This window comes from Nonomuraea sp. NPDC049784, assembly GCF_040659615.1.
GTDB lineage: Bacteria > Actinomycetota > Actinomycetes > Streptosporangiales > Streptosporangiaceae > Nonomuraea.
The window spans coordinates 61,423-81,911 of record NZ_JBFAMX010000005.1; the positions used below are offsets into that span (position 1 = coordinate 61,423).

A 20,489-nucleotide genomic window follows, 5' to 3' on the forward strand; every position below is an offset into this window, starting at 1 on the left:
CACGCGCATCGGTGCCGGCCCGCGCACTGTGAAGGAGCGACCATGAGCCAGCCGTTCGAACTGCCGGACTTCTACATGCCGTACCCGGCGCGGCTGAATCCGCACCTCGAAGAGGCTCGCCTGCACTCCAAGCAGTGGGCGCGCGACATGGGCATGCTCGACGACCCCGGCGTCTGGGAGGAGGCCGACCTGGACGCCCACGACTACCCGCTGATGTGCGCCTACACCCATCCCGACTGCGACGGCGCCGAGCTGAGCCTGATCACCGACTGGTACGTGTGGGTCTTCTTCTTCGACGACCACTTCCTCGAGGTGTTCAAGCGCTCCGGCGACCTGCGGGGCGGCAAGGCGTACCTCGACCGGCTCGCCCGTTTCATGCCGATGGGCGATGACCTGAGCATGCCCGAGCCGACCAACCCGGTCGAGGCCGGCCTGGCCGACCTGTGGGTGCGTACGGTCCCGAGCAGGTCGGCGGACTGGCGGTCGCGGTTCGCCGAGAGCACCCGCAATCTGCTGAACGAGTCGCTCTGGGAGCTGGCCAACATCAACCGGGGGCGGGTGGCCAACCCGGTCGAGTACATCGAGATGCGCCGCAAGGTCGGCGGGGCGCCCTGGTCGGCCGGGCTCGTCGAGCACGCGGTGGGTGCCGAGGTGCCCGCGCGGATCGCGGGGACCCGTCCGATGCGGGTGTTGAAGGACGCCTTCGCGGACGCGGTGCACCTGCGTAACGACCTGTTCTCGTACGAGCGGGAGGTCGGGGACGAGGGCGAGCTGAGCAACGGCGTGCTGGTGCTGGAGACGTTCCTCGGCTGCGGCACGCAGGAGGCCGCCGACGCCGTCAACGACCTGCTGACCTCGCGGCTGCAGCAGTTCGAGCACACGGCACTCGCCGAGCTTGGCCCGCTGTTCGTGGAGTACGCGATCGACCCGATCAGCGCGGCCGGTGTGCTGGCCTACGTCAAGGGGCTGCAGGACTGGCAGTCGGGCGGGCACGAGTGGCACATGCGCTCCAGCCGGTACATGAACAAGCAGGCCGTCTCAGGCAGGCCGCTGGGCATGCCGTCGATCGTCAATCTGCTGGGGGCCAAGCGGCTGCGTAACTTCACGCACGTGCCGCACGAGCGGGTGGGGCCGTCGCGGATCCCCGACCTGTACGTACCCTTCCAGCTCAGGCTGTCCCCCCACCTCGACACGGCCCGGCGGCACACCGTGGCGTGGTGCAGGGCGATGGGGATGCTCGACTCGGGTTTGTGGGACGAGCGGCGGCTGACCGACATCGACCTGCCTCTGTGCGCCGCGGGCCTGCATCCCGACGCCACCCCTGAGGAGCTGGACCTGGCGTCGTACTGGCTGGCCTGGGGGACGTACGCGGACGACTACTTCCCGGCCGTCTTCGGCCGGTCGCACAACCTCGTGGCGGCCAAGATAGCGGTGGAGCGGTTCTCGGCGTTCATGCCGCTGGACGGCTCGCCCGCGCCGCCGCCCGCGAACGCGCTGGAGCGGGGCCTGGCCGACGTCTGGGCGCGTACGGCGGGGCCGATGCGGCTGGACGAGCGCCGCGAGCTGCGCGGCGCGGTGGAGAGCATGTGCGCGAGCTGGCTGTGGGAGCTGGCCGGCCACGTCGCCAACCACATCCCCGACCCCGTGGACTACGTGGAGATGCGCCGCCAGACCTTCGGCGCCGACCTGACGATGAGCCTGGCGCGGCTGCGGCACGGCAAGAGGATCAGCCAGGAGGTGTACGAGAGCGGCCCGATGCGGGCGCTGGTGAGCGCCATCGCCGACTGCGGAACGCTGATCAACGACATCTTCTCCTACCAGAAGGAGATCGAGTTCGAGGGCGAGCTGCACAACTGCGTGCTGGTGGTCCAGAACTTCTTCGACTGCGACTACGCGACGGCGCTCGGCATCGTCAACGACCTGCTGACCTCGCGGATGCGGCAGTTCCAGCACATCGTCGAGCACGAGCTGCCGGTCGTGTGCGACGACCTCGGCCTCGACGCGGACGACCGGCGAGACCTCGACGCGTTCGTGAACGAGCTGCGTGACTGGGTGAGCGGGATACTCAACTGGCACCGGCACTGCTTCCGGTACGACGAGGAGTCGCTGCGCCGCCACAACCGGCCGCCGCGGTTCCGGCTGGGCGGCCCGACGGGCCTGGGCACCTCGGCGGCCCTGCTCTCTACGCGGGCAGGTGATGCGCACGGGGCTCGTAGTACCAGCCCATCATGCGCAGCAGCCGGCGCTGGTACGGCGTGACGTTGTGCAGACGGATCCACCGCTGCGACGGCGGCAGCGTGGGCATAGCGAGCACGCGCAGGCCTGAGACGTCGATGAAGTTCAGCCTGCCGGTGTCGACGACGATGTACGCGCCCTGACGGCAACTCGCCAGGGCACCCGCGACCGCGGGGCTGTTGGTGGCGTCGATCTCCCCGATGAGCGCGACGGACGGCGGCCCGGGAATCGCGCACACCGTAATCATCAGCTGCCGGTCCTGGTAGAGCAGCCGGTCTTCGGCGCCGCTCACGCTTCTCGCACCCCCCAACACACACGCTCTGGGGGTCGTAATCCTGTCTCTGACGATTAACCAGAACCTAGGTTACACGAAGTATGTTTGGCTATGTTATTTTCGCCGGAAAATGACCGAATTACGGGGAAATTATGACGGCCCCGGCGTGGCCGTGCGCCTGGCGGGGCGGACCCGGATTCGGGCTCGCCGGCGCGGCTTGAGGGCGCTCCGGCAGGGTGGCCGCCACGGGGGGCGTCAGGCATGCGCACGCACTCCGAGGTGCAGGGACGGCCGCCGGGGCCTTCGCGCCAGGCGCGCCCAGGAGCTGCCGCCCTCCTCAACCGCTCAGTCGTCGAGGAGGCCCATCGTTGCGCGGGGTGGCGGCCGACGCCCTCGCGGCCGAGTACTCCGAGCAGGCCGTGGTAACACTCTCGCGGAGCGCACCAATTCCCGGCCATTGATCGCGACTCAGCCGGATATATACGACTAGTGCGGATTTGCCGCGAAATGACATAGCGACAACTGTCAGTTTACGGCCATATCGCCATCCCGTATGGCCAAAGCCCGTTTTATCGGCATAGGGGAGGAGGAATGCTGCCGATATCAATGGCCCAACGTGCACCAGCTTGACAGGAGCGCTGAATATTCCATGAATGGAGCACATCGGCTGCTGCCGATATCAATGGTCCTGGCGCAGGCGATTCTGCACGCCGTGCATTCCACGCCCGCGATGGCCGTGCGATCGGCCGGCGGAGACATCGCGGCGCGCTCGGCGATAGAGATGATCGGCGTCCCTTATTCGTGGGGCGGCGGCGGGGTGCACGGGCCCGGATTCGGGATCGGAAAGGGCGCCAAGACGTGGGGGTTCGACTGCTCGGGGCTCGCAGAATACGCGTGGGCGCGGGCCGGGGTGCGGATCGGCTCGACGACGCAGGAGCAGTGGCGTTCGGGGATCCGGATATCCAAGGAGGAAGTGGAGCCGGGGGATCTGGTCTTCTACGACAACGATTCAGGGAACCGGGGTCCTGAGCACGTCGGCCTCGTCGTGGACGCCACACGGATGGTGCACTCGCCGTACACCGGGGAGTCCGTACGGGTGGACCCGCTCGACCGGCGTACCTTCCTGGGCGCGGTCCGTCCGGGCGAGAAGGCCGTGAACAGCCACGGCCCCGCGGCCCAGGTGATCCTGCAGTGATCGACCCGGGTCACGGGGCGCGGATAGCTCAGTGCGCACCAAGCCCGTGCCGTGGCCTCGCGAATGTCCACGGCCCGTTCTTCTGGTTCACCTCAAAGTGCCAGGAAGGCGACCTTGGCCGGGCGGGCTCTGACTAGAGCGCCGCGATCGGCTTCCTGCCTACGCCACGTGAGGAGCCGTCAGTCGCTGTCGACCGTGGTGCCCAGGACGTTGGCGTTGATGTCGCTCACGTCGACCGGGAGGACCTGAATGTCCTTGACCGAGTCGTTCAGGAAGTTGTTCAGCGCGGTGAGGTCGTCGAGCGTGGACAGCTGGCTCAGGACGGTCCACCCACTGGTCTGCGGGTTGGGACCGACGTCGGCGGAGGCCGCGGCGGCGGAGAAGCCAAGAGCGGCGGCGGCGATTGCTGCACCGGCCAGAATGCGACGGATCATGTGTGCTTTCCTCCATGGATCGGCGCGGAAATTTCCAGCGCCATAGTCGTTTCTGCAGGGCTGTGAGGTGCCGGAAATAACAATCGCGGGAGGCGGCCAAAATCGCAACTCAAAAAGCTCTCGCGGAGGTCAAGGAGGTGCCTCGATTTCTTGGCACTCGGTTTTCACGCTCGTCAACGAAGCGCGGCGCATACACAACGAAACAATCCGGCGAACGAGCTTTGTTTTTACCGGCCGCACGCACGACGGGGTGGTCGTTCACCACTGTTTAGCAAATGATCAACCGAAAATGGAGAACCGCTCTTACGCCGGCGGGTGTAGTGGCGGTGCCCTCCGCGGGACGACGCCTGGAGCCGGCAAAGCGGTGAGGATGGCCGGCGAGTCGTCAATCCGGAGGAAGGTGAGCTCGGTGCGGGCGCGTATCCGCAAGACGGTCATGGTTGTCCACATCATCGTGTCCGTCGCGCTGCTCGGCGAGGTATGGGGCCTGGTCGTGCTGAATACGGCAGCGGCCCTGACAAAGGACACGGGACTGGCGCACGCGGCCTATCGGCTGATGCCCGACCTCGTCTTCGCGGGCGGCATACCGCTCAGCCTCACCGCATTGATCACCGGCATCGCACTGGGCCTGACCAGCCATTGGGGACTATTTCGCTATTACTGGGTGGCGGCCAAGCTCGTGCTGCTGGTGGCGGTGATCTGCGTGGGCATGTTCCTGTTCGATCCCGAGGGAATGGCGGCCGTCACCGCGGGCGGCGCCGCGGCCCCCGCCACTCGCCAGTGGGGCCAGATCGCCGCGCTCGCCACCCAGATCGCCATGTTGATGACCGCGACCACGCTGTCGGTGTTCAAACCCCGCCGCAAACTCCGGTGACGGCAGAGCGGGCGACGAGATACAAAAACGACTATGAACTCGGCCCCACCGCCCCTCGTCACCGCCACCCTGGACCGCGCCGCGGACTTCGCCTACTCCTGCGACCCCGCCGTCGGCCGCCTCCTCGCCACCCTGGCCGCCCACGTCCCTCCGCGTGGGCGCGTACTCGAGCTCGGGACCGGGGCGGGAGTGGGGCTCGCGTGGCTGGTGAGCGGGCTCGTGCCACGCACTGACGCGACGGTGACCACGGTGGAGTACGACGGTGAACGGGCTTCGCAGACCTCCTCCGGCGACTGGCCGCCCTTCGTGCGCTTCCTTACAGGGGACGCGCTGGAGTTGCTGCCCGGGCTGGGGACCTTCGACCTGATCTTCGCGGACGCGGTGGCGGGCAAGCAGACGGGCCTCGACCTGACGATCGCCGCACTCAACCCCCGGGGCATGCTGGTCGTGGACGACATGTCGCCGGCTCCGGGGACGGTCTGGGACTCGGAGTTCGCCGCCAAGCAGGACGCGGTCCGCCGGACCCTGCTCACCCACGAGCGGCTGGTCGCGGTGGAACTGCCGCACGGCTCCGGCGTCATCCTCGCCACGGCCCGCTAACGCACTCCACCCACACCGCCGCCTCGCCCCACCACACCCCACCGACGCGGCGCCCTGGGATGCGGGGTGCGGCCCGCGCCACCCCGAGGGCGCCAGGCTGAAAGAACGCCGCGCATGCCGCACACGCACCGCCACGCACCGTCGCGCCGACTGTCAATGGACAATCGTGGGAGGATACCCCTCATGGCAGAGATCGTCGGCGGGGGACGTCCGGTCAACGACGCCGAGCGGCGGGTGATCGCCTATCTGCGTGACCATGCGCCCGCCGACTGGCTGCTGCTGCACAACGTCGAGGTTCCGCGCGGCCACGACGTCTTCGAGTTGGACCTGATCGTGCTGACCGGCCACTCGATCGTGGCGGTCGACGTCAAGGGCACCAGGGGCCGCATCCAGGTGTCGGGCACGCGCTGGTTCCCGCCGCGCAGGGAGGCGTTCGGCTCTCCTGTGGCCAAGCTGCGCGGCACCGCCAAGGCGCTCAAGGGCCTGCTGGTGTCCAAGGCCACCCAGCTGGAGCGGGTCTACGTCGACAGTCTGGTCGTGCTCACCTCGCCCGACGCCGAGCTGGTCGACCCCGCGGGGCGCGACGCGGTCAACGTCACCGACCTGCCAGGGCTGCTGAAAACGCTGAGCGACGCCTCCAGGGTCAGGCGCGGGTGCAGCCCCGACGCGAAGCCGTACCGCACCGCGATTCTCGACGCGCTCAACCAGACGGTACGCCGCAGCACCGCACCGCCGAGGTTCGGCAACTGGGAGGTCGAGGAGCAGCTCGGCGGCGACACCAAAGTCACCGAATACCGTGCGTTCAACGTGACGCTGCCGGGCAGCGAGACCGTGCTGCTACGGGTCTACCAGGCCGACCCGCTGGCCGACAGCGAGGCGCGGGCGGCCGAGCGGCAGCGCATCGCCAACGCGTACCAGACGCTGGCCAGGATCCCGCCGCACCCATGCGTGGTGCGCTCGCGCGACTTCTTCGCCATCGACGACGAGAGCCGGTTCGTGCTGGTGCTGGACGACGTGCACGGCGAGGCGCTGCACCTGTCGGTGGGCACGGGCGCCCGGCTGAGCGTGATCCAGGACCTGCTGCGCGGGCTGGCGCACGCCCACGCCAACGGCGTCGTCCACCGCGCGCTGACCCCGGCCTCCGTGCTGGTCACGGACGACGGGCACGCGGTGCTGACCGGGTTCGACTATGCCAAGCCGGGGCCGCGTAACTACACCGTGGCCCACGAGCTGGGCAACGTGCTCGACGCACACTACGTGGCGCCGGAGTGCCAGGAGCGGCCCGACCGGATGACGACCGCCTCCGACGTCTACGCGGCCGGCGCCATCGCCTACCACCTGCTCACTGGGCGGCTCCCGGCCGGCCCCGACGCCCACGCCCCCGACGTGCCCGAGGTCGTACGCAGGATGCTCGACCACTCCCCGGCCAAGCGCCCGACCGCCGCCGAGGCCCTCGACGCCCTTGAGGGCGCGCCGCTCCAGGAGTCCCGCCTCAAGCGACTGGTACGTCGGCTAGTGTCCCGATCATGACCATACGCCTGCGTCCGGTCGAAGAGGATGATCTGCCCTTCTTGTACCGGCTCACGAGCGACCCCGGCAGCACGGGTGAGTTCCAGTGGTACGGCTTCCAGAACCCCCACCGCATGCGCGCGGGCTGGCAGGACAACGGAATGCTGGGCGACGACGGCGGCATCCTGATCATCGCGAACGGCGACGACAAGATCGGCTTCATGTCGTGGAGCAAACAGGTCGCCAACCGCGCCAGCTACTACTGGTCGATGGGGCTGATCGTGGCGCCGGAGCATCGCGGCCAGGGCCACGGCACCGAGGCGCAGCGGCTGCTCGTGCGCTACCTGTTCGACCACACGACGGCCAACAGGATCGAGGCGTCCACTGAGATCACCAATGTGGCCGAGCAACGGGCGCTGGAGAAGGCAGGGTTCACCCGCGAGGGCGTCATCCGCGGCAGCGGCTTCCGCGCCGGGGAGTGGCGCGACGGTGTGCGCTACAGCATGATCCGCTCCGACCTGGCGTCCTCAGGCGGGCAGGCTACGGCGTAGCGCGCCGGCGCCATCCCCGCTCTCGATCCGCCGGCCGATCAGCGCCTCGGCGGCGCGCAGGCGTGCCTGGTGGTCCGGCGCCGTCGCCGCGTAACAGCGAAGGGCCGGGGTCGCAGCGGAGCGAGCTGACGTACGTGCGGAGGTCGGCCTGGGCGGAGCGGGGCGGGCAACGCGGCCACAGCACCTCGACGAGCTGGTCGGAGCCGACCATGCGGCGCGAGCACATGGAAGGTGACCGACACGATCAAGCTCCTCGACGGAGATCCCGAGAGCTTCTGTATCGGTTCTGGACGATTCTTGTGCGGCTTCTCCAGACCCTGTTCTCAGAGATCCCACCGAAAGGATCACCCCATGAAGCTCAGCCGAGCAATGATCGCGGGCCTCGCGTTGGCACTCAGCCTCGGTACGGCCCCAGCCGCTGTGGCCGACCCCGTGCCGGAGTCGGATCAGGCACAGATCCTCGCGACGAATTTCCAGATGCCGTTCCCCTGCAACCAGACCTGGACAGGCAACTCCAACGCCAGCAGCGCGCACCAATCATGGGAGATCGACTTCAACCGGGGCAGCACCGCCGACGCCGACCTCGGCGACACGGTGGTGGCCGCCGCGGCGGGAACCGTGGTGATCTCCGCGCATCAGGGCTCGACGAACGGCTACGGCAACCTCGTCAAGATCGACCACGGTGGCGGCTGGGCCTCGTACTACGCCCACCTGAACACCCGTACGGTCAGCGAGGGCCAGTCAGTGTCGCAAGGCCAGCAGATCGGCACGGTCGGCAACACCAGCAAGCCGGGCAACAACATCTCGCCTCACCTGCACTATGAGGTACGGCTGGGGACCAGCTACCCCGGCAACATCCAGAAGGCCGTCTTCAACGGCGTCACGTTCGGCTACCCGCAGCAGACCATAACCTCGAAGAACTGCGGCAACCCCTACACCCCGTCGGCGGTCTGCGGCTCGGGCTACGACGTGATCGACTCGGCCACGCTCGGCAGCGACGGCGCCGTCTACCTGCTCTACAACAGCGCCAACGGCAACAACTGCGTCACCACGGTGAAGTACAAGAACGTCGGCACGGCCACCGCCACCACGGCCTACCTGGAAGTGCAGGGCAGCACGAGGAAGACGGACTCGGGCAACTACGGGTATTACGCGGGACCGGTCATCTCGTCGGCGGCCGGCAGCTGCGTCAAGTGGGGCGGCAAGGCCGGCTCCTCGACGTACGACAGCGCGTTCGAGCACTGCGGATAAGGAGGTAGGGGGCCGGGTGGGCACACCACTGTCACCCGGCCCCTTTACACGTGCGTGAACGTGTCCAATACGTCTATCACGTAGAGCGACGACTCGTCACCGAAACAGGAAACCGCGACCCTGCTGCCGACCCGCTGGCCCACGAGTGCCTCCAGCCAGCCATCGGGCACGGACCCCTCCTTCAGCGTGAACGCGCTGGGCCCGCCCTTCCGGTAGGAGGAGTCCACGACCGTCCGCGACGGCCAGGACGCTTTCACGTACTGGATCACCACTTTCGCGCCGGCCACGATCTCGTCCCCCGAGCCGTCGATGAGGACACGGGGCGGCGCGCCCGGCGCGAGGTCGGCCGGGATCACCGGCAGGGTGCGGCCGACGAGCCGGGCGTCGGGCGGGTAGCCGCCCAGGATGTCGAAGACCAGCACCAGCGTGTCCGCGGGCGCGAGGCCGGTCAGCGGCACGTTCGGGCCGAGCGCTTCGGACGCCGGGCTGACCAGCATGACCCGGCTGCCCGCCGGGCGGCCGATGAGCGACTGCCGCCAGGTCTCCGACACCTGCCTGCCGTCGAAGACGACCGCGGTGGGCTGGTTGCCGTCGTAGGTGCTCATGTACGGCCGGTTGCCCGACCACCGCCGGATGTCCACGTCGGCGAGCACCACGTCGCCTGGCAGCGTACGCCGGCCACTGCCCATCGACAGCACCGTGATCCGCGGCGTGCGGCCCGGCTGGCCCTTGGGTATGGCGACGACCGGCTTGGTGCCGAACGCACCCGTGACAACGGGCTGCGTGCCGTCCTCAGCCAGGCCACACGAGGTGGCGAGCATGAGCACGGCCGGCCAGAACAGACGCACGACTTCCTCCAGGCCCGGTTCATCAAGATCCATGTTCATCAAGGGCCGAACGTCTACTTGCCGCAATGGCCAAAAGGAAAGCTGCGGGACTCGCCATCTCACGACAAAGACGCGGGAGACTGGGGCCGTGAGCGAGCGCAGCGAGCGAACCAATAGACACAGCAGCTCGCTCACAGGGCCGACGCAGGAGGCCCTGTGAGCAAGCCGAGCCTGTCGCGCCGGGTCGCTGAGGCGGCCGAGATCGCGCTGACCACGCGGAAGTACGTGACGTTCATCGACGTCGTGACGGGCCTGCGCTGGCTGCACTCCAGGCATGTGGACACCTGGCGGCAGGGCCGGGTCGCCACGCTGTCCGAGCTGGCGGCCGTCGACGAGGACCGCCTGCTCACCACGGCCGCGCTGCTGAAGGAGTGGGCGCTGGCCAAGGGGCTCAAGCCGGTGGACGCGCCGTACATGGCCGGCACCCGCGACCGCCGCGAGCTGCGCTTCACCGCCGGGCACGGGCAGGAGCCGTTCCGCGTGCACTGGCTCTCCCCAGACCTCAGCGAGGCCAGGGTCCGCAAGCTCACCGAGCCCAAGGTGCCCGACCTGGTGGTGGTGGCCCCGCTCAACGCCTGGACGTGCGCCACGTGCGGCGACACAGGCCCTTACCTGATCATGGAGGACGACCAGCCCCACTGCCTGACCTGCGCGGACATGGACCATCTGGTGTTCCTGCCGTCCGGGAACGCGGCGCTCAGCCGCCGGGCCAAGCAGGAGAGCGGCCTGTCCGCGGTGGTCGTGCAGTACAACCGGCGGCGCAAGGTCTACCAGCGCATCGGCCTGCTGGTCGAGGAGGCCGCGCTGGCCGCCGCCGAGGAGCGGTGCCTGGCCGACGAGGAGGTACGCCTGCTCCGCCGCGAGCGCGACCGGGTCCGCAGGGCGGAGCAGGACGTCGAGTTCCAGGCCAGGATGGCGGCCGAGATCGCCAGGCTGTTCCCCGGCTGCCCCGAGCAGCGGGCCCAGGAGATCGCCGAGCACGCCGGACAGCGCGGCAGCGGCCGGGTGGGCAGGACGGCGGCGGCCAGGGCGCTCTCCGAGACCGTCATCACGCTGGCCGTCATAGCCTCGATCCGGCACCTCGACACCGACTACGACCACCTGCTCATGTCCGGCGTGCCCAGGATGGAGGCCAGGGACATGGTCAGGGGACGCATCGAGCGCAAGCTGGAGGAATTTCGCCGATGAGCGACTGGCACGACGTACGGGAAGAGCTGCGCGCATACGCGCTCGGGCTGCCCGAGACCCATGAGGACCACCCATGGGGCGAGACCGTCATCAAGGCGAACAAGAAGGTCTTCCTCTTCCTCGGCATCGAGGAGCAGACCGAGAAGTGGGACCCGAAGTTCAGCGTGAAGCTCCTGTCGGAGACACGCGGCCACGCGCTCACCGTCGAGGGCGCGGAGCCCACCAGCCACGGGCTGGGCAAGGCGGGGTGGGTGACCGTGCCGTTCCTGTCGGATCTGCCGGAGACGGACGTGCTGCTCGACTGGGTGGAGGAGAGCTACCGGGCCATCGCGCCCAAGAGGGCGGTCAAGGCGCTGGACGAGCGGCCGCCCAGGCTCAGGTGACCGCCAGGCGGGTGGCGTACCGCTCGTCGCGCCAGAGCTCCTTGTCCAGCACCTCGAGCAGCGTGGCCGCCGCGTCGTAGACGTCGGCGTAGCCGATGTAGAGCGGCGCGAAGCCGAACCTGAGGATGTCCGGCGCCCGGAAGTCCCCGTGCACGCCCCGGTCGATCAGCGCCCGCATCACCGGGTATCCGTCGGGGTGGCGGAAGCTCACCTGGCTGCCGCGTGCGGCGGGGTCAGCGGGCGAGACCAGCTCCAGCGCGTCGCCGACCAGGTCGATGAAGAGCGAGGTCAACGCCATGCTCTTGGCCCGCAGTTGGTCCATCGGCACCCGCTCCCACACGTCGAGCGCCGCCTCCAGCGCCGCGAACGACAGCACGTGCGGGGTGCCCACCGAGAACCGTCTGACGCCCTCCGCCGGGCGGTATCCGGGCTCGAACCCGAACGGTTCGGCGTGCCCGTGCCAGCCGGACAGCACGTTCTCGGCGGTGGCGTGGTGCCGGGGGTTGACGTAGAGAAACGCGGGCGCGCCCGGACCCGCGTTGAGGTACTTGTACGTGCATCCGACCGCGAAGTCCGCCCCCGAGACGTCCACCTCCAGGGCCCCCACGCTGTGGCACAGGTCCCAGACCATGAGCGCCCCGGCCTCATGGACTTGGGCGGTGACCGACGGCACGTCGTGGCGGGCGCCGGTGCGGTAGTCGACCTCCGACAGCAGCACCACGGCCGCGTCGTCGAACCGCCCCTCCGCGAAGTCGCGCACCTCGTAGCCGCCGAGCAGCCCGGCCAGGCCCTGGACCATGTAGTGGTCGGTGGGGAAGTTCCGCACGTCGGAGACGATCACCCGGCGCCCGGGACGCAGCCGCAGCGCCGCCGCCACCGCCTGGAAGATCGCGATCGAGGTCGTGTTGCCCACCACGACCTGGCCGGGGCCCGCGCCGATCAGCGGGGCCAGCCGGTCGCCCGTGGTCAGCGGCTGCGCGAACCAGCCGGAGTGGTTCCAGCCGCCGACGAGCTCCTTGCCCCACTCGTCCTCGACCGCCTGCCTCACCCGTTCGGCGGTACGGCGGGGCAGCGCGCCGAGCGAGTTGCCGACGAGGTAGACGACCCCCTCCGGCAGCACGAACTCGCCCCTGAAGCCCCTCAGCGGGTCGGCGGCGTCGAGGGCGAGGCACTGGTCCCGGTCCAAGGTCCACTCCTTTTGTGGTGGCATGGTGTCTATTACCCGATTCACGCCATTGTGCTACCCGGAGAACACCGCCCGCACGGAGCCCAGCCCCTCGACGCGTGCCTCGAACACGTCCCCGGGCCCGACGGGCACCACCGGGCCGAGTGCGCCGGTCATCACCACGTCTCCGGCCCGCAGCGCGTAGTCCGTGCGGCCCAGCCGGGAGGCGAGCCAGACGGCGGCGTTGAGCGGGTTGCCCAGGCACGCCTCCCCCGAGCCGGTCGAGACCTCCTGACCGCCCCGCGTCATCGTCATCGCCGCGGCCCGCAGGTCGAGCCCCATCAGCGAGACGGGCGTGCTGCCCAGCACGAAAGCGCCGGCCGAGGCGTTGTCCGCGACCGTGTCGGCCAGCGTGATGTCCCAGTCGGCGATCCGCGAGTCGGCGATCTCGATCGCGGGCAGCGCGAACTCCACCGCCCTGAGCACGTCGGCCACCGTGAACGGCCCGCCGGCCAGGTCCCTGCCGAGCACCAGCGCGACCTCGGCCTCGGCCCGCGGCTGCAGGAACCTGTCCACCGGCACGGGAAGCCCGTCGGAGTACGACATGTCCGCGAAGAGCATGCCGAAGTCCGGCTGGTCAATGCCGAACTGCTTCTGCAGCAACGGGTTCGTCACGCCGACCTTCCTGCCGGCCAGGCGCCGCCCCGCCTCGAGCGCCCGCCGCGTGTTGATCTCCTGCACGGCGTACGCGTCGGCCACCGTACTGACCAGGTCCCTGATCGGCCCGCATTGTTTGCCGGAACGCGTGGCCTCGGCCAGTCGGTCGGCGGCCTGGGTCCGCGTGTCCACGGCCTCGGACCATTCGTCATACATCGGGCTGCTCCAGTTTGATGGTGATCGTGGTGGGTTCGGAGTAGAAGTCGAGCGACTGGACGCCGCCTTCTCTGCCGATGCCCGACAGCTTCACGCCGCCGAACGGAGTGCGCAGGTCGCGCAGATACCAGGTGTTCACCCAGACGAGCCCGGCCTCCAGCCGCTGCGCCACCCGATGGGCGCGGTCGAGGTTGGCCGTCCAGAGCGTGGCGGCCAGGCCATAATCGCTGCCGTTGGCCAGGTCGATCGCCTCGGCCTCGCTGTCGAAGGGCGCGACGTGGCACACGGGACCGAAGATCTCCTCCCGGTTGAACCTGGACCATTCTGACAAGCCTGTCACTACCGTCGGTTCCACGAAAAATCCGGTATCGCGTGGATCGCCGAACGAGGGCACGCCGCCCCCTGTGAGCACCTTGGCTCCCTCCGAGCGGGCCAAGGAGTAGTAGGAGAGCACCTTCTCGCGGTGCTCCTTCGAGATCATCGGCTGCGGCTCGACTTCCTGGGCGCGGATCGCGAGCCGGGCGCAGAACTCCTCGAAGATCGGCCGCTGCACGTAGAGCCGCTCGGTGCACAGGCACACCTGTCCGCCATTGGTGAAGACCGACTTCACGGTGCCCTCGACGGCCCGGTCGAGATCGCAGTCCTCGAAGATCAGCCCGGCGTTCTTCCCGCCCAGCTCGAACGAGATCGGCTTGACCCGGTCGGCCGCCGTCCGCATGATCGCGCTGCCCGTCGCGGTGGACCCGGTGAACGTCACGGCGTCCACCCACGGGTGCTCGACCAGGAGCTGGCCGGCGGAGCCGTACCCGAAGATGATGTTGACGACGCCGGGGGGCAGTCCGGCGTCGGCGCAGATCCCGGCGAACACCGCCGCCGAGCCGGGCGTGTGCTCCGACGGCTTGACCACCACCGTGTTGCCCGCGACGAGCGCGGGCGCGAGCTTCCAGGTCATCAGCAGGAACGGCAGGTTCCACGGGACGATCACCGCGACCACGCCGAGCGGCCTGCGCACGGTGTAGCTGAGCATGCCGGACAGGTGGAAGGCGTCGTCCGGGCGCTGGGCGGCGATCTCGGCGAAGGCGCGGAAGTTCGCGATGCCGCGCGGGATGTCGAGCGTCCGGGTCTGGTCGAGCGGCTTGCCCGTGTCGGCGATCTCCGCCGTCACCAGGTCGTCGAAGCGGGACTCGATGCCCGCGGCCAGGCGCCGCATCCACCCGGCGCGCTCGCCGACGGGCATCGCCGCCCAGTCACGCGCCGCCTCCCTGGCCGCGCGCACGGCCCGGTCCACGACTTCGGGATCGGCCTCGTGCACCTGCCTGATCACCGCGCCCGTCACGGGGTCGTGGACCGCGAACGTCTTGCCCGCGCCCACCGGCTCGCCACCGATGAAATGGGTCAGCACGACACTCTCCTCTTCTCCCCCTGTATAGATCGCTGAGCGATTGGCGGACAACCGGGTGCTTCGGGACCTTTCACTCGTAATCGTCTCGCCGTAACGCGGCCCGCGCTATGAGCGAAGCTGTTGCACATGCGAACCAGAACCGATCAAGTCGCTGCCCCGGACGGCACCTTCGACGTCCATCTGTGGTTCCCCGACGCCGGGACCGGCCCCGGCATCCTCCTGGTCCAGGAGATCTACGGCGTCGGCCCCTACATCGAGAAGGTCGCTCTGGACCTGGCCTCGCGCGGCTACGTGGTGGCCGCGCCGGACCTCTTCTGGCGCCTCCACCCCCGCTGGCAGGGCGAGCACACCCCCGAGGGCACCGCGGCCTCGATCGAGCTGGCCGGCGGGTTCGACTTCGCGCAGGGCGTGGCCGACTGCGCGCTGACCGTCGCCCACCTGCGCTCGCTGCCCGAGGTGAGCGGTGGGGTGGGTGCGCTGGGGTTCTGCCTGGGCGGCTCGATCGACTACACGCTCGCCGCGCAGGTGGAGCTGGACGCCGTCCTGTCCTTCTACGGCTCCGCCGTGCCCGACTCGACCGGCCTCATGGACCGCATCGCGGCGCCCCTCCTGCTGGTCTTCGGCGGCAGCGACCCGTACATCAAGCGTGAGCGGGTGGCCGTCGTCGAGAAAGCCGCGGAAGGCAGGCGGAACGTGGTCGTGCACATCGAGGAGGTGGCCGGCCACGCCTTCCACAACAGCGAGGCTCCGATGTTCCACCACCCGGAGGCGGCCGGGCGCGCGTGGGAGGTGGCGCTCGCCTTCCTGTCCGGGCACCTGCCCGTGACCCTGTCCAGATAGACATCTTCCGGTACCCCTGGATGATCGCCATCATGGTCGGATGGCGCGCACGTGGGAATTGTGGGGAACCGTCATTATTGCTGGTACGTTTGCACTCCCCGTCGCCTTGCTAGCAATCTTGCTCCTCTCCCGCCACCGCGCCCGCACCGGCCATTCAGCACCCCTGCGCACGTCGATCGCCGACATCGGCATAGTGGTCGGCACGGCTCCGTGGATCTGGATGATCCTCACGCCGTCAAGTGGTCAGACAGGAGTCAGTCTCCTCCCGTTCACAGACCTGACGGACCTGGTCAGAGCGCCGTGGGAGGCGGTGTTCGTGCAGGTCGGGGGCAACCTGCTGGTGTTCGCCGCACTGGGCGCGCTGCTGCCGGTACGCAGCCGCGCAATGTCCTCGACGGCGCGCGTTGCGGCGGTCGCGGCCGCGTTTTCGGTCATCGTCGAGGTCCTCCAGTACGCCTTGCGTCTCGGCCGTTTCTCCTCCGTGGACGATGTCATCCTGAACACGGCAGGCGCCGTGATCTTCGCTTTGATTACTCGCCGCTGGTGGGCCGTTCGAATACCGGCCGAGACCGTTCCACAGTAACGGTCTGCTAAAACTCGGCTGAATTCACCACTGGGGCACGATCCGCTCAAAAGAAGCCCAGGACCAAGCTTTCTATCTGTGCGATCGTGGACAAGACGGGGCAAGTTCTCTGGAGACGCCACAACCTGGTTGGTGACAGAGGGTGATCAAAGTTGTCTGAATCCCCGGTACCCCACGAGCCCCCTATCTATCGCCGCATCGCCGACGGTCTCCGCGCCCGGATCCTGTCCGGCGAACTGCGCGACGGGGACCGACTACCGGGCGAGAACGCACTGATGGCCGAATACGCAATCGCACGAGCCACCGCCAGGCAGGCGCTTGCCGTACTGATCAACGAAGGGCTGGCGGTTCCCAAACGAGGTTCGGGGGTTTACGTGCGGCTGTTCAAACCGATACGCAGGCACGGCTCACGTCGCCTGTCACGAGAGCAGTGGGGTCAGGGCCGCGCCATCTGGGACGCGGACACACGGGGCCGGCCTTTCACGGTGGACCGGGTGGAGGTGGAGTTGGAGCGGGCCGGCGAGGAGGTGGCGGGCGTCCTGGAGAGCGGCGAGGTATGGGTACGCCGGCGCCGCTACTCGGTCGACGCCAGGCCCGTGCAGCTGGCCACCTCCTACTTCCCCGCGCACCTGGTAGAAGGCAGCGCGATCACCCTCGCGGACACCGGACCGGGCGGTGTCTACGCCAGGCTGAGCGACCTGGGCGTCCCCCCTGCCCACTTCACCGAGGAGGTGCGCGCCCGCATGCCGGGGCCGCGCGAGATCGCGCTGCTCGACCTGCCCGGCGGGACCCCGGTGATCGTGATCGCGAGGACCGCGTACACGTCCGGGGGGCTGCCGATCGAGCTCAACGAGATGGTGCTCGACTCGGCGGCGTACGTACTCCAGTACGACTTCGACGCCTAGTTCAAGACCATCTGTCAAGCGATAGGTTGACCTGACCGTCACGATCATTGAATTCTCTAGAGAGGTGCTCCATCTTCGAAGGAGATGGAACCTCGCCTGGGGGCCGGGAAAGGCGGACAGCGATGTCGTTTGATCGGCATCTTGCCGAGATCGCCCGGGAGTACCCCCAGTGGACCATCTGGCGGAGCGACGCGGGCCGCTGGTGGGCCACGAGACACCATCCGCTCAGCGCGGCGCAGCGCGCTGCCGGATGTGCGATGACCATCGACGCGGACGACCCGGACGGTCTGCGCGACCAGCTCCGGGATCAGGAGAGGCGGGCCCACGAGCGGCACCCGCGGCAAGCCGGGCCCGCACCTCCATGACGCGGGCCGTGGAGCGTTCCGCGGCCTGCGTCCACAAGCAGCCCGGTGCCGGGTCCAGCGTCTCGGCGGCTCCGGCACCGGGCCTCCAAAGCCAGGAGGGGCCACGAACGCGGAAGCCTCCGACCCTATCGGGGGCGGGGGCTTCCGCTCCGTGGCCCTCCAGGCGATTCCTCACCACGCGACCGCACAACCCGCTCTGCGCGCCCCCACGCCGCCCTCCCGGGCCGAACGCCGCTCTCCGGGACCGCGCGCCGCAAGAGCCGCGCCGCCCTCTCACGCGTGCGACCAACGCGCCGTCGCCTGTGCGCCCCCTCTAAGCGGCACCCACACGGGCGCCGGCTCGAGCTCGGGGTCCGCGCTCATGGCGAGGCGTGCAGCCCATATGTCCCCGGGTCGTGCGCGACGTGGGGTGGCCGGGCAGGGTTACTTGTGAACCTCGGACAGCCGAACGATGTGGACGTCGGTGTCGTCGGAGACGCCGCCCTCCTCCTTGGGCTTGTCCGCCTCGTCGTCCGTGTCCACGATGACCCGCACCTCGTCCTGGGGCGACACAGGAGACGTGGCCGTCTCGGGGATCAGCGGCCCGGCCGTCGACTCCTTGCGCATGAGGTCGCCGAGCACCGAGCTGACCTCGGTCAGCCGCCGCACGACCTCCGTGTGCGTGTTGGTCAGGTATTCGACCCGCCGCCCCGCCTGCTCGTCCAGCGCGGCGGTGCGCTGGCGCGCGGAGGCCAGCATGGCCTCGGAATCGCCACGCGCTCCCGACACCAGCTGGTCGGCCTGCGCGTTGGCGGACTGCAGGAGCTGCTCCGACTCGGCCTGGGCGGCCGCGATCAGCCGCTCCGACTCGCTGCGCGAGTCGCGCAGCAGGCCCTCGGACTCGCCGCGCGACTCGCGCAGCAGGTCCTCGGCCTCCGTGCGGGCGGCCGTGAGCTGCTCCTCCGCGTCCGTGCCCGCCTGGGCCAGCATCCGCTCCGCGGCCTGCGTCGCCTCGTTCACCCGCCGCTCCGCCTCCGCCTGGGCGGAGGTGAGGATCTTGTCGGCGGTCTCACGGGACGTGGTCACGAGCCGGTCGGCCTCCGACTTGGCCGCGTCGCGAACGCTGGCCGCCTCGGCCTCCGCGTCCTCCCGCTTGGCCGCGGCCTCCTCCTCGCCGAGCCGGAGAATCTGGGCGAGCCTGGGGCTGAGGTCCTCGTAGCTCTGCGGCGTCTCGACCATGCGCCGCCTGGCCTCCGCCAGCTCGATGCGGCCCTGCTCGGCCTGGTCGATGGCCCGGGCCAGCCGCTCTTCCAGGTCCCTTATCTGGTTACGGGTACGGATCATGTAGTCGTGGACCTGACGGCGGTTGTAACCGCGCATCACGACTTCGAAGGTGTCCTCTTGCATCAGATCAGGAATGCTCTCGTGCTGGTTCATCATGGGGGCTACCTAATGAGTGGTTTGCGTGAGGCGGGGGGAAAACTGCGGGTTGTGAGGGTCTGACGACGAGACGTCAGGAAACGACTTTCCTGCCATCTGCCCACGTCCGCAACCGGAACGCCACAGCCGGACCTGGAATTACGATGTCTCGGATGTACATTGCAGCATTGGATAACGGGGCAGTCCCAGACATACACCCCGAGGCGTACATAGCCCCTGGCGCCGTGGTGGTCGGCAGCGTTCGCGTGGGACGGGCGTCCAGCATCTGGTACGGCTCCGTTCTCAGAGGGGACGACGAGCGGATAGAGATCGGGGAAGAGTGCAACGTACAGGATCTGTCCTGCCTGCACGCCGATCCGGGCGAGCCCGCGATCCTGGAGGCCCGGGTCAGCCTGGGCCACAAGGCCATGGTCCACGGCGCCCATGTGGAGTCGGGCGCGCTGATCGGCATCGGCGCGATCGTGCTGGGCGGCGCCCGCATCGGCGCGGGCACGCTGGTGGCGGCCGGAGCGCTCGTCGGCCCGGGCAAGAGGATCCCGTCCGGCGTGCTGGTCGCCGGTGTGCCCGGGAAGATCGTGCGCGAGCTCACCGACGACGACCGGGCCTCCTTCGCCCGCACGCCGGACAACTACATGGCCAAGGCGCTCAGGCACCGGCAGGCGTCATCGCTTTGATCAGGACCTCGTCCGACACCGATGCGGTGTTGAGCGGGTCGGCGTACTCGGGCAGCTCCGGCCGGAAGAAGCGGACGAAGTCCACAGTCAGCTTCAGGTCGGGCATGCCCTTGATCTGCTTGGCGTTGGCCTTGGTCTCGTCCTTCTTGAGCAAGTTGTAGCTGTCCCAGTCGCTATAGGCGGTAACACCCCATTGGAGCACATCGGGGAGGTTGGACGGCCAGCGCCGGCCGACCTTCCACTTTCCGCCGTCCTCCCTGTAGAGGGCGACGAAGGCGCGGCCCACCCTGCCGAGCGCGAGGTCCACCCAGCCCGCCTTGACGGCCAGCTCCTGCGGCTTGGAGCTGCCGTCCTGGGTGTACTTCACCTCGACCTGGCCGCTCTCGTCGGCCGTGCCGGTGGTGACCGACACCCAGTTGGGCTTGGCGTACGAGCCCGGCTGGCGGGCCATCAGGCCGCCGAGCGAGAACTTCCGCTTGGGCTGCCCGCTCTTCTTGCCCTCGACCTTGACCCTGGCGTACATGAGGATGTCCCCTGCCAGCTCCTGGTAGACGAAGGGGCCGCGGAAGCCGTCGAACCAGGTCGAGGTCTTGGGCTCGAGATACAACGAGCCCTTCACGGTCTTGTTCACGTCGAGCTTGGCGATTCTGTCGACGTCCTTCTCCGTGTCGCTCAGCTTGGTCCACATCGACATGTCCGTGGCGTTCTGGAACTCCGTCGAGGCCCCGCCCACCTCACCCCCGGGCGTCGGCGGCTCGGCGTTGTCCAGCGTGAGCACGCCCGGCCCGGTCGGGGACGGTTGTGCGGACGTGGTCGTGCCGCAAGCGGAGAGCGCGCCGACGACCGCCAGCACCCCTGCTACCTTCGCCCTCATAGCCGACA

Annotated in this window: 22 protein-coding genes; 14 read left to right on the top strand and 8 right to left on the bottom strand. The window is 68.9% G+C overall.

Features of this window, described 5'->3' with window-relative positions:
- The first annotated feature begins 42 nt into the window (after positions 1-42).
- The gene (locus tag AB0J09_RS02450) at positions 43-2,259 is read left to right on the top strand and encodes a terpene synthase family protein (protein ID WP_360683825.1); all 2,217 of its coding nucleotides are present in this window, start codon (positions 43-45) and stop codon (positions 2,257-2,259) included.
- Here AB0J09_RS02450 and AB0J09_RS02455 read toward each other — a convergent pair.
- Positions 2,183-2,527 (bottom strand): STAS domain-containing protein, encoded by a 345-nt coding sequence (locus AB0J09_RS02455; RefSeq protein WP_360683828.1) that lies wholly within the window; start codon positions 2,525-2,527, stop codon positions 2,183-2,185. The two genes, AB0J09_RS02450 and AB0J09_RS02455, sit on opposite strands and share 77 nt — an antisense overlap.
- A gap of 631 nt (positions 2,528-3,158) precedes the next feature.
- Between AB0J09_RS02455 and AB0J09_RS02460 the strand changes: the two genes are divergently transcribed.
- On the top strand, positions 3,159-3,704 hold the full coding sequence (locus tag AB0J09_RS02460; protein WP_360683831.1) for a C40 family peptidase: 546 nt from the start codon (positions 3,159-3,161) through the stop codon (positions 3,702-3,704).
- A 179-nt stretch (positions 3,705-3,883) separates the two neighbouring features.
- Here the strand turns inward: AB0J09_RS02460 and AB0J09_RS02465 are convergent, their stop codons facing one another.
- The gene (locus AB0J09_RS02465) at positions 3,884-4,138 is read right to left on the bottom strand and encodes a hypothetical protein (protein WP_360683834.1); all 255 of its coding nucleotides are present in this window, start codon (positions 4,136-4,138) and stop codon (positions 3,884-3,886) included.
- Positions 4,139-4,547: 409 nt separating this feature from the next.
- Here AB0J09_RS02465 and AB0J09_RS02470 point away from each other — a divergent pair, with 409 nt between their 5' ends.
- The 5 genes from AB0J09_RS02470 to AB0J09_RS02490 all read left to right on the top strand — a co-directional run bounded on the left by AB0J09_RS02470 (position 4,548) and on the right by AB0J09_RS02490 (position 8,923).
- On the top strand, positions 4,548-5,012 hold the full coding sequence (locus tag AB0J09_RS02470) for a hypothetical protein (RefSeq protein ID WP_360683837.1): 465 nt from the start codon (positions 4,548-4,550) through the stop codon (positions 5,010-5,012).
- 33 nt (positions 5,013-5,045) lie between these two features.
- Entirely contained in the window at positions 5,046-5,612 is a 567-nt protein-coding gene (locus AB0J09_RS02475; protein ID WP_360683840.1) for a class I SAM-dependent methyltransferase, read from the top strand.
- Between the two features lie 183 nt (positions 5,613-5,795).
- Complete coding sequence (locus tag AB0J09_RS02480) at positions 5,796-7,142, top strand: NERD domain-containing protein kinase family protein (protein WP_360683843.1); 1,347 nt, start codon at positions 5,796-5,798, stop codon at positions 7,140-7,142.
- Positions 7,139-7,672 (top strand): GNAT family protein, encoded by a 534-nt coding sequence (locus AB0J09_RS02485; RefSeq protein WP_360683846.1) that lies wholly within the window; start codon positions 7,139-7,141, stop codon positions 7,670-7,672. Before AB0J09_RS02480 ends, AB0J09_RS02485 begins: the two co-directional genes overlap by 4 nt.
- A gap of 351 nt (positions 7,673-8,023) precedes the next feature.
- Positions 8,024-8,923, top strand: coding sequence for a M23 family metallopeptidase (locus AB0J09_RS02490; RefSeq protein ID WP_360683849.1), 900 nt, complete (start codon positions 8,024-8,026; stop codon positions 8,921-8,923).
- A gap of 44 nt (positions 8,924-8,967) precedes the next feature.
- Here AB0J09_RS02490 and AB0J09_RS02495 read toward each other — a convergent pair whose 3' ends face one another.
- The gene (locus AB0J09_RS02495) at positions 8,968-9,804 is read right to left on the bottom strand and encodes an FKBP-type peptidyl-prolyl cis-trans isomerase (protein ID WP_360683852.1); all 837 of its coding nucleotides are present in this window, start codon (positions 9,802-9,804) and stop codon (positions 8,968-8,970) included.
- A 162-nt stretch (positions 9,805-9,966) separates the two neighbouring features.
- Between AB0J09_RS02495 and AB0J09_RS02500 the strand changes: the two genes are divergently transcribed.
- On the top strand, positions 9,967-10,998 hold the full coding sequence (locus tag AB0J09_RS02500; RefSeq protein WP_360683855.1) for a DUF2293 domain-containing protein: 1,032 nt from the start codon (positions 9,967-9,969) through the stop codon (positions 10,996-10,998).
- Positions 10,995-11,381 carry an MmcQ/YjbR family DNA-binding protein gene (locus AB0J09_RS02505; RefSeq protein WP_360683858.1) on the top strand — a complete coding sequence of 129 codons (387 nt, stop codon included), beginning with the start codon at positions 10,995-10,997 and terminating at the stop codon, positions 11,379-11,381. Before AB0J09_RS02500 ends, AB0J09_RS02505 begins: the two co-directional genes overlap by 4 nt.
- Here the strand turns inward: AB0J09_RS02505 and kynU are convergent.
- The 3 genes from kynU to AB0J09_RS02520 are packed head-to-tail and all read right to left on the bottom strand — an operon-like array spanning position 11,374 to position 14,821.
- Positions 11,374-12,591 carry a kynureninase gene (gene kynU, locus AB0J09_RS02510; RefSeq protein ID WP_360683861.1) on the bottom strand — a complete coding sequence of 406 codons (1,218 nt, stop codon included), beginning with the start codon at positions 12,589-12,591 and terminating at the stop codon, positions 11,374-11,376. The two genes, AB0J09_RS02505 and kynU, sit on opposite strands and share 8 nt — an antisense overlap.
- Before the next feature lie 30 nt (positions 12,592-12,621).
- On the bottom strand, positions 12,622-13,419 hold the full coding sequence (locus AB0J09_RS02515; protein ID WP_360683864.1) for a fumarylacetoacetate hydrolase family protein: 798 nt from the start codon (positions 13,417-13,419) through the stop codon (positions 12,622-12,624).
- Positions 13,412-14,821, bottom strand: coding sequence for an aldehyde dehydrogenase family protein (locus tag AB0J09_RS02520; protein ID WP_360683867.1), 1,410 nt, complete (start codon positions 14,819-14,821; stop codon positions 13,412-13,414). Before AB0J09_RS02520 ends, AB0J09_RS02515 begins: the two co-directional genes overlap by 8 nt.
- Positions 14,822-14,947: 126 nt before the next feature.
- Between AB0J09_RS02520 and AB0J09_RS02525 the strand changes: the two genes are divergently transcribed.
- The 4 genes from AB0J09_RS02525 to AB0J09_RS02540 all read left to right on the top strand — a co-directional run bounded on the left by AB0J09_RS02525 (position 14,948) and on the right by AB0J09_RS02540 (position 17,514).
- Positions 14,948-15,661 carry a dienelactone hydrolase family protein gene (locus AB0J09_RS02525; RefSeq protein WP_360683870.1) on the top strand — a complete coding sequence of 238 codons (714 nt, stop codon included), beginning with the start codon at positions 14,948-14,950 and terminating at the stop codon, positions 15,659-15,661.
- A 40-nt stretch (positions 15,662-15,701) separates the two neighbouring features.
- Positions 15,702-16,244 (top strand): VanZ family protein, encoded by a 543-nt coding sequence (locus tag AB0J09_RS02530; protein WP_360683873.1) that lies wholly within the window; start codon positions 15,702-15,704, stop codon positions 16,242-16,244.
- A gap of 152 nt (positions 16,245-16,396) precedes the next feature.
- A complete protein-coding gene (locus tag AB0J09_RS02535; RefSeq protein ID WP_360683876.1) occupies positions 16,397-17,149 on the top strand; it encodes a GntR family transcriptional regulator in 753 nt (250 codons plus the stop codon).
- A 122-nt stretch (positions 17,150-17,271) separates the two neighbouring features.
- Complete coding sequence (locus AB0J09_RS02540) at positions 17,272-17,514, top strand: hypothetical protein (RefSeq protein WP_360683879.1); 243 nt, start codon at positions 17,272-17,274, stop codon at positions 17,512-17,514.
- Positions 17,515-17,937: 423 nt separating this feature from the next.
- On the opposite strand, the gene AB0J09_RS02545 is transcribed toward AB0J09_RS02540, so the two are convergent.
- Positions 17,938-18,933 (bottom strand): hypothetical protein, encoded by a 996-nt coding sequence (locus AB0J09_RS02545; protein ID WP_360683882.1) that lies wholly within the window; start codon positions 18,931-18,933, stop codon positions 17,938-17,940.
- Positions 18,934-19,076: 143 nt separating this feature from the next.
- Between AB0J09_RS02545 and AB0J09_RS02550 the strand changes: the two genes are divergently transcribed.
- Positions 19,077-19,607, top strand: coding sequence for a gamma carbonic anhydrase family protein (locus AB0J09_RS02550; protein ID WP_360683885.1), 531 nt, complete (start codon positions 19,077-19,079; stop codon positions 19,605-19,607).
- Here AB0J09_RS02550 and AB0J09_RS02555 read toward each other — a convergent pair.
- Positions 19,579-20,481, bottom strand: coding sequence for a hypothetical protein (locus AB0J09_RS02555; protein WP_360683888.1), 903 nt, complete (start codon positions 20,479-20,481; stop codon positions 19,579-19,581). The two genes, AB0J09_RS02550 and AB0J09_RS02555, sit on opposite strands and share 29 nt — an antisense overlap.
- Positions 20,482-20,489: the final 8 nt, after the last annotated feature.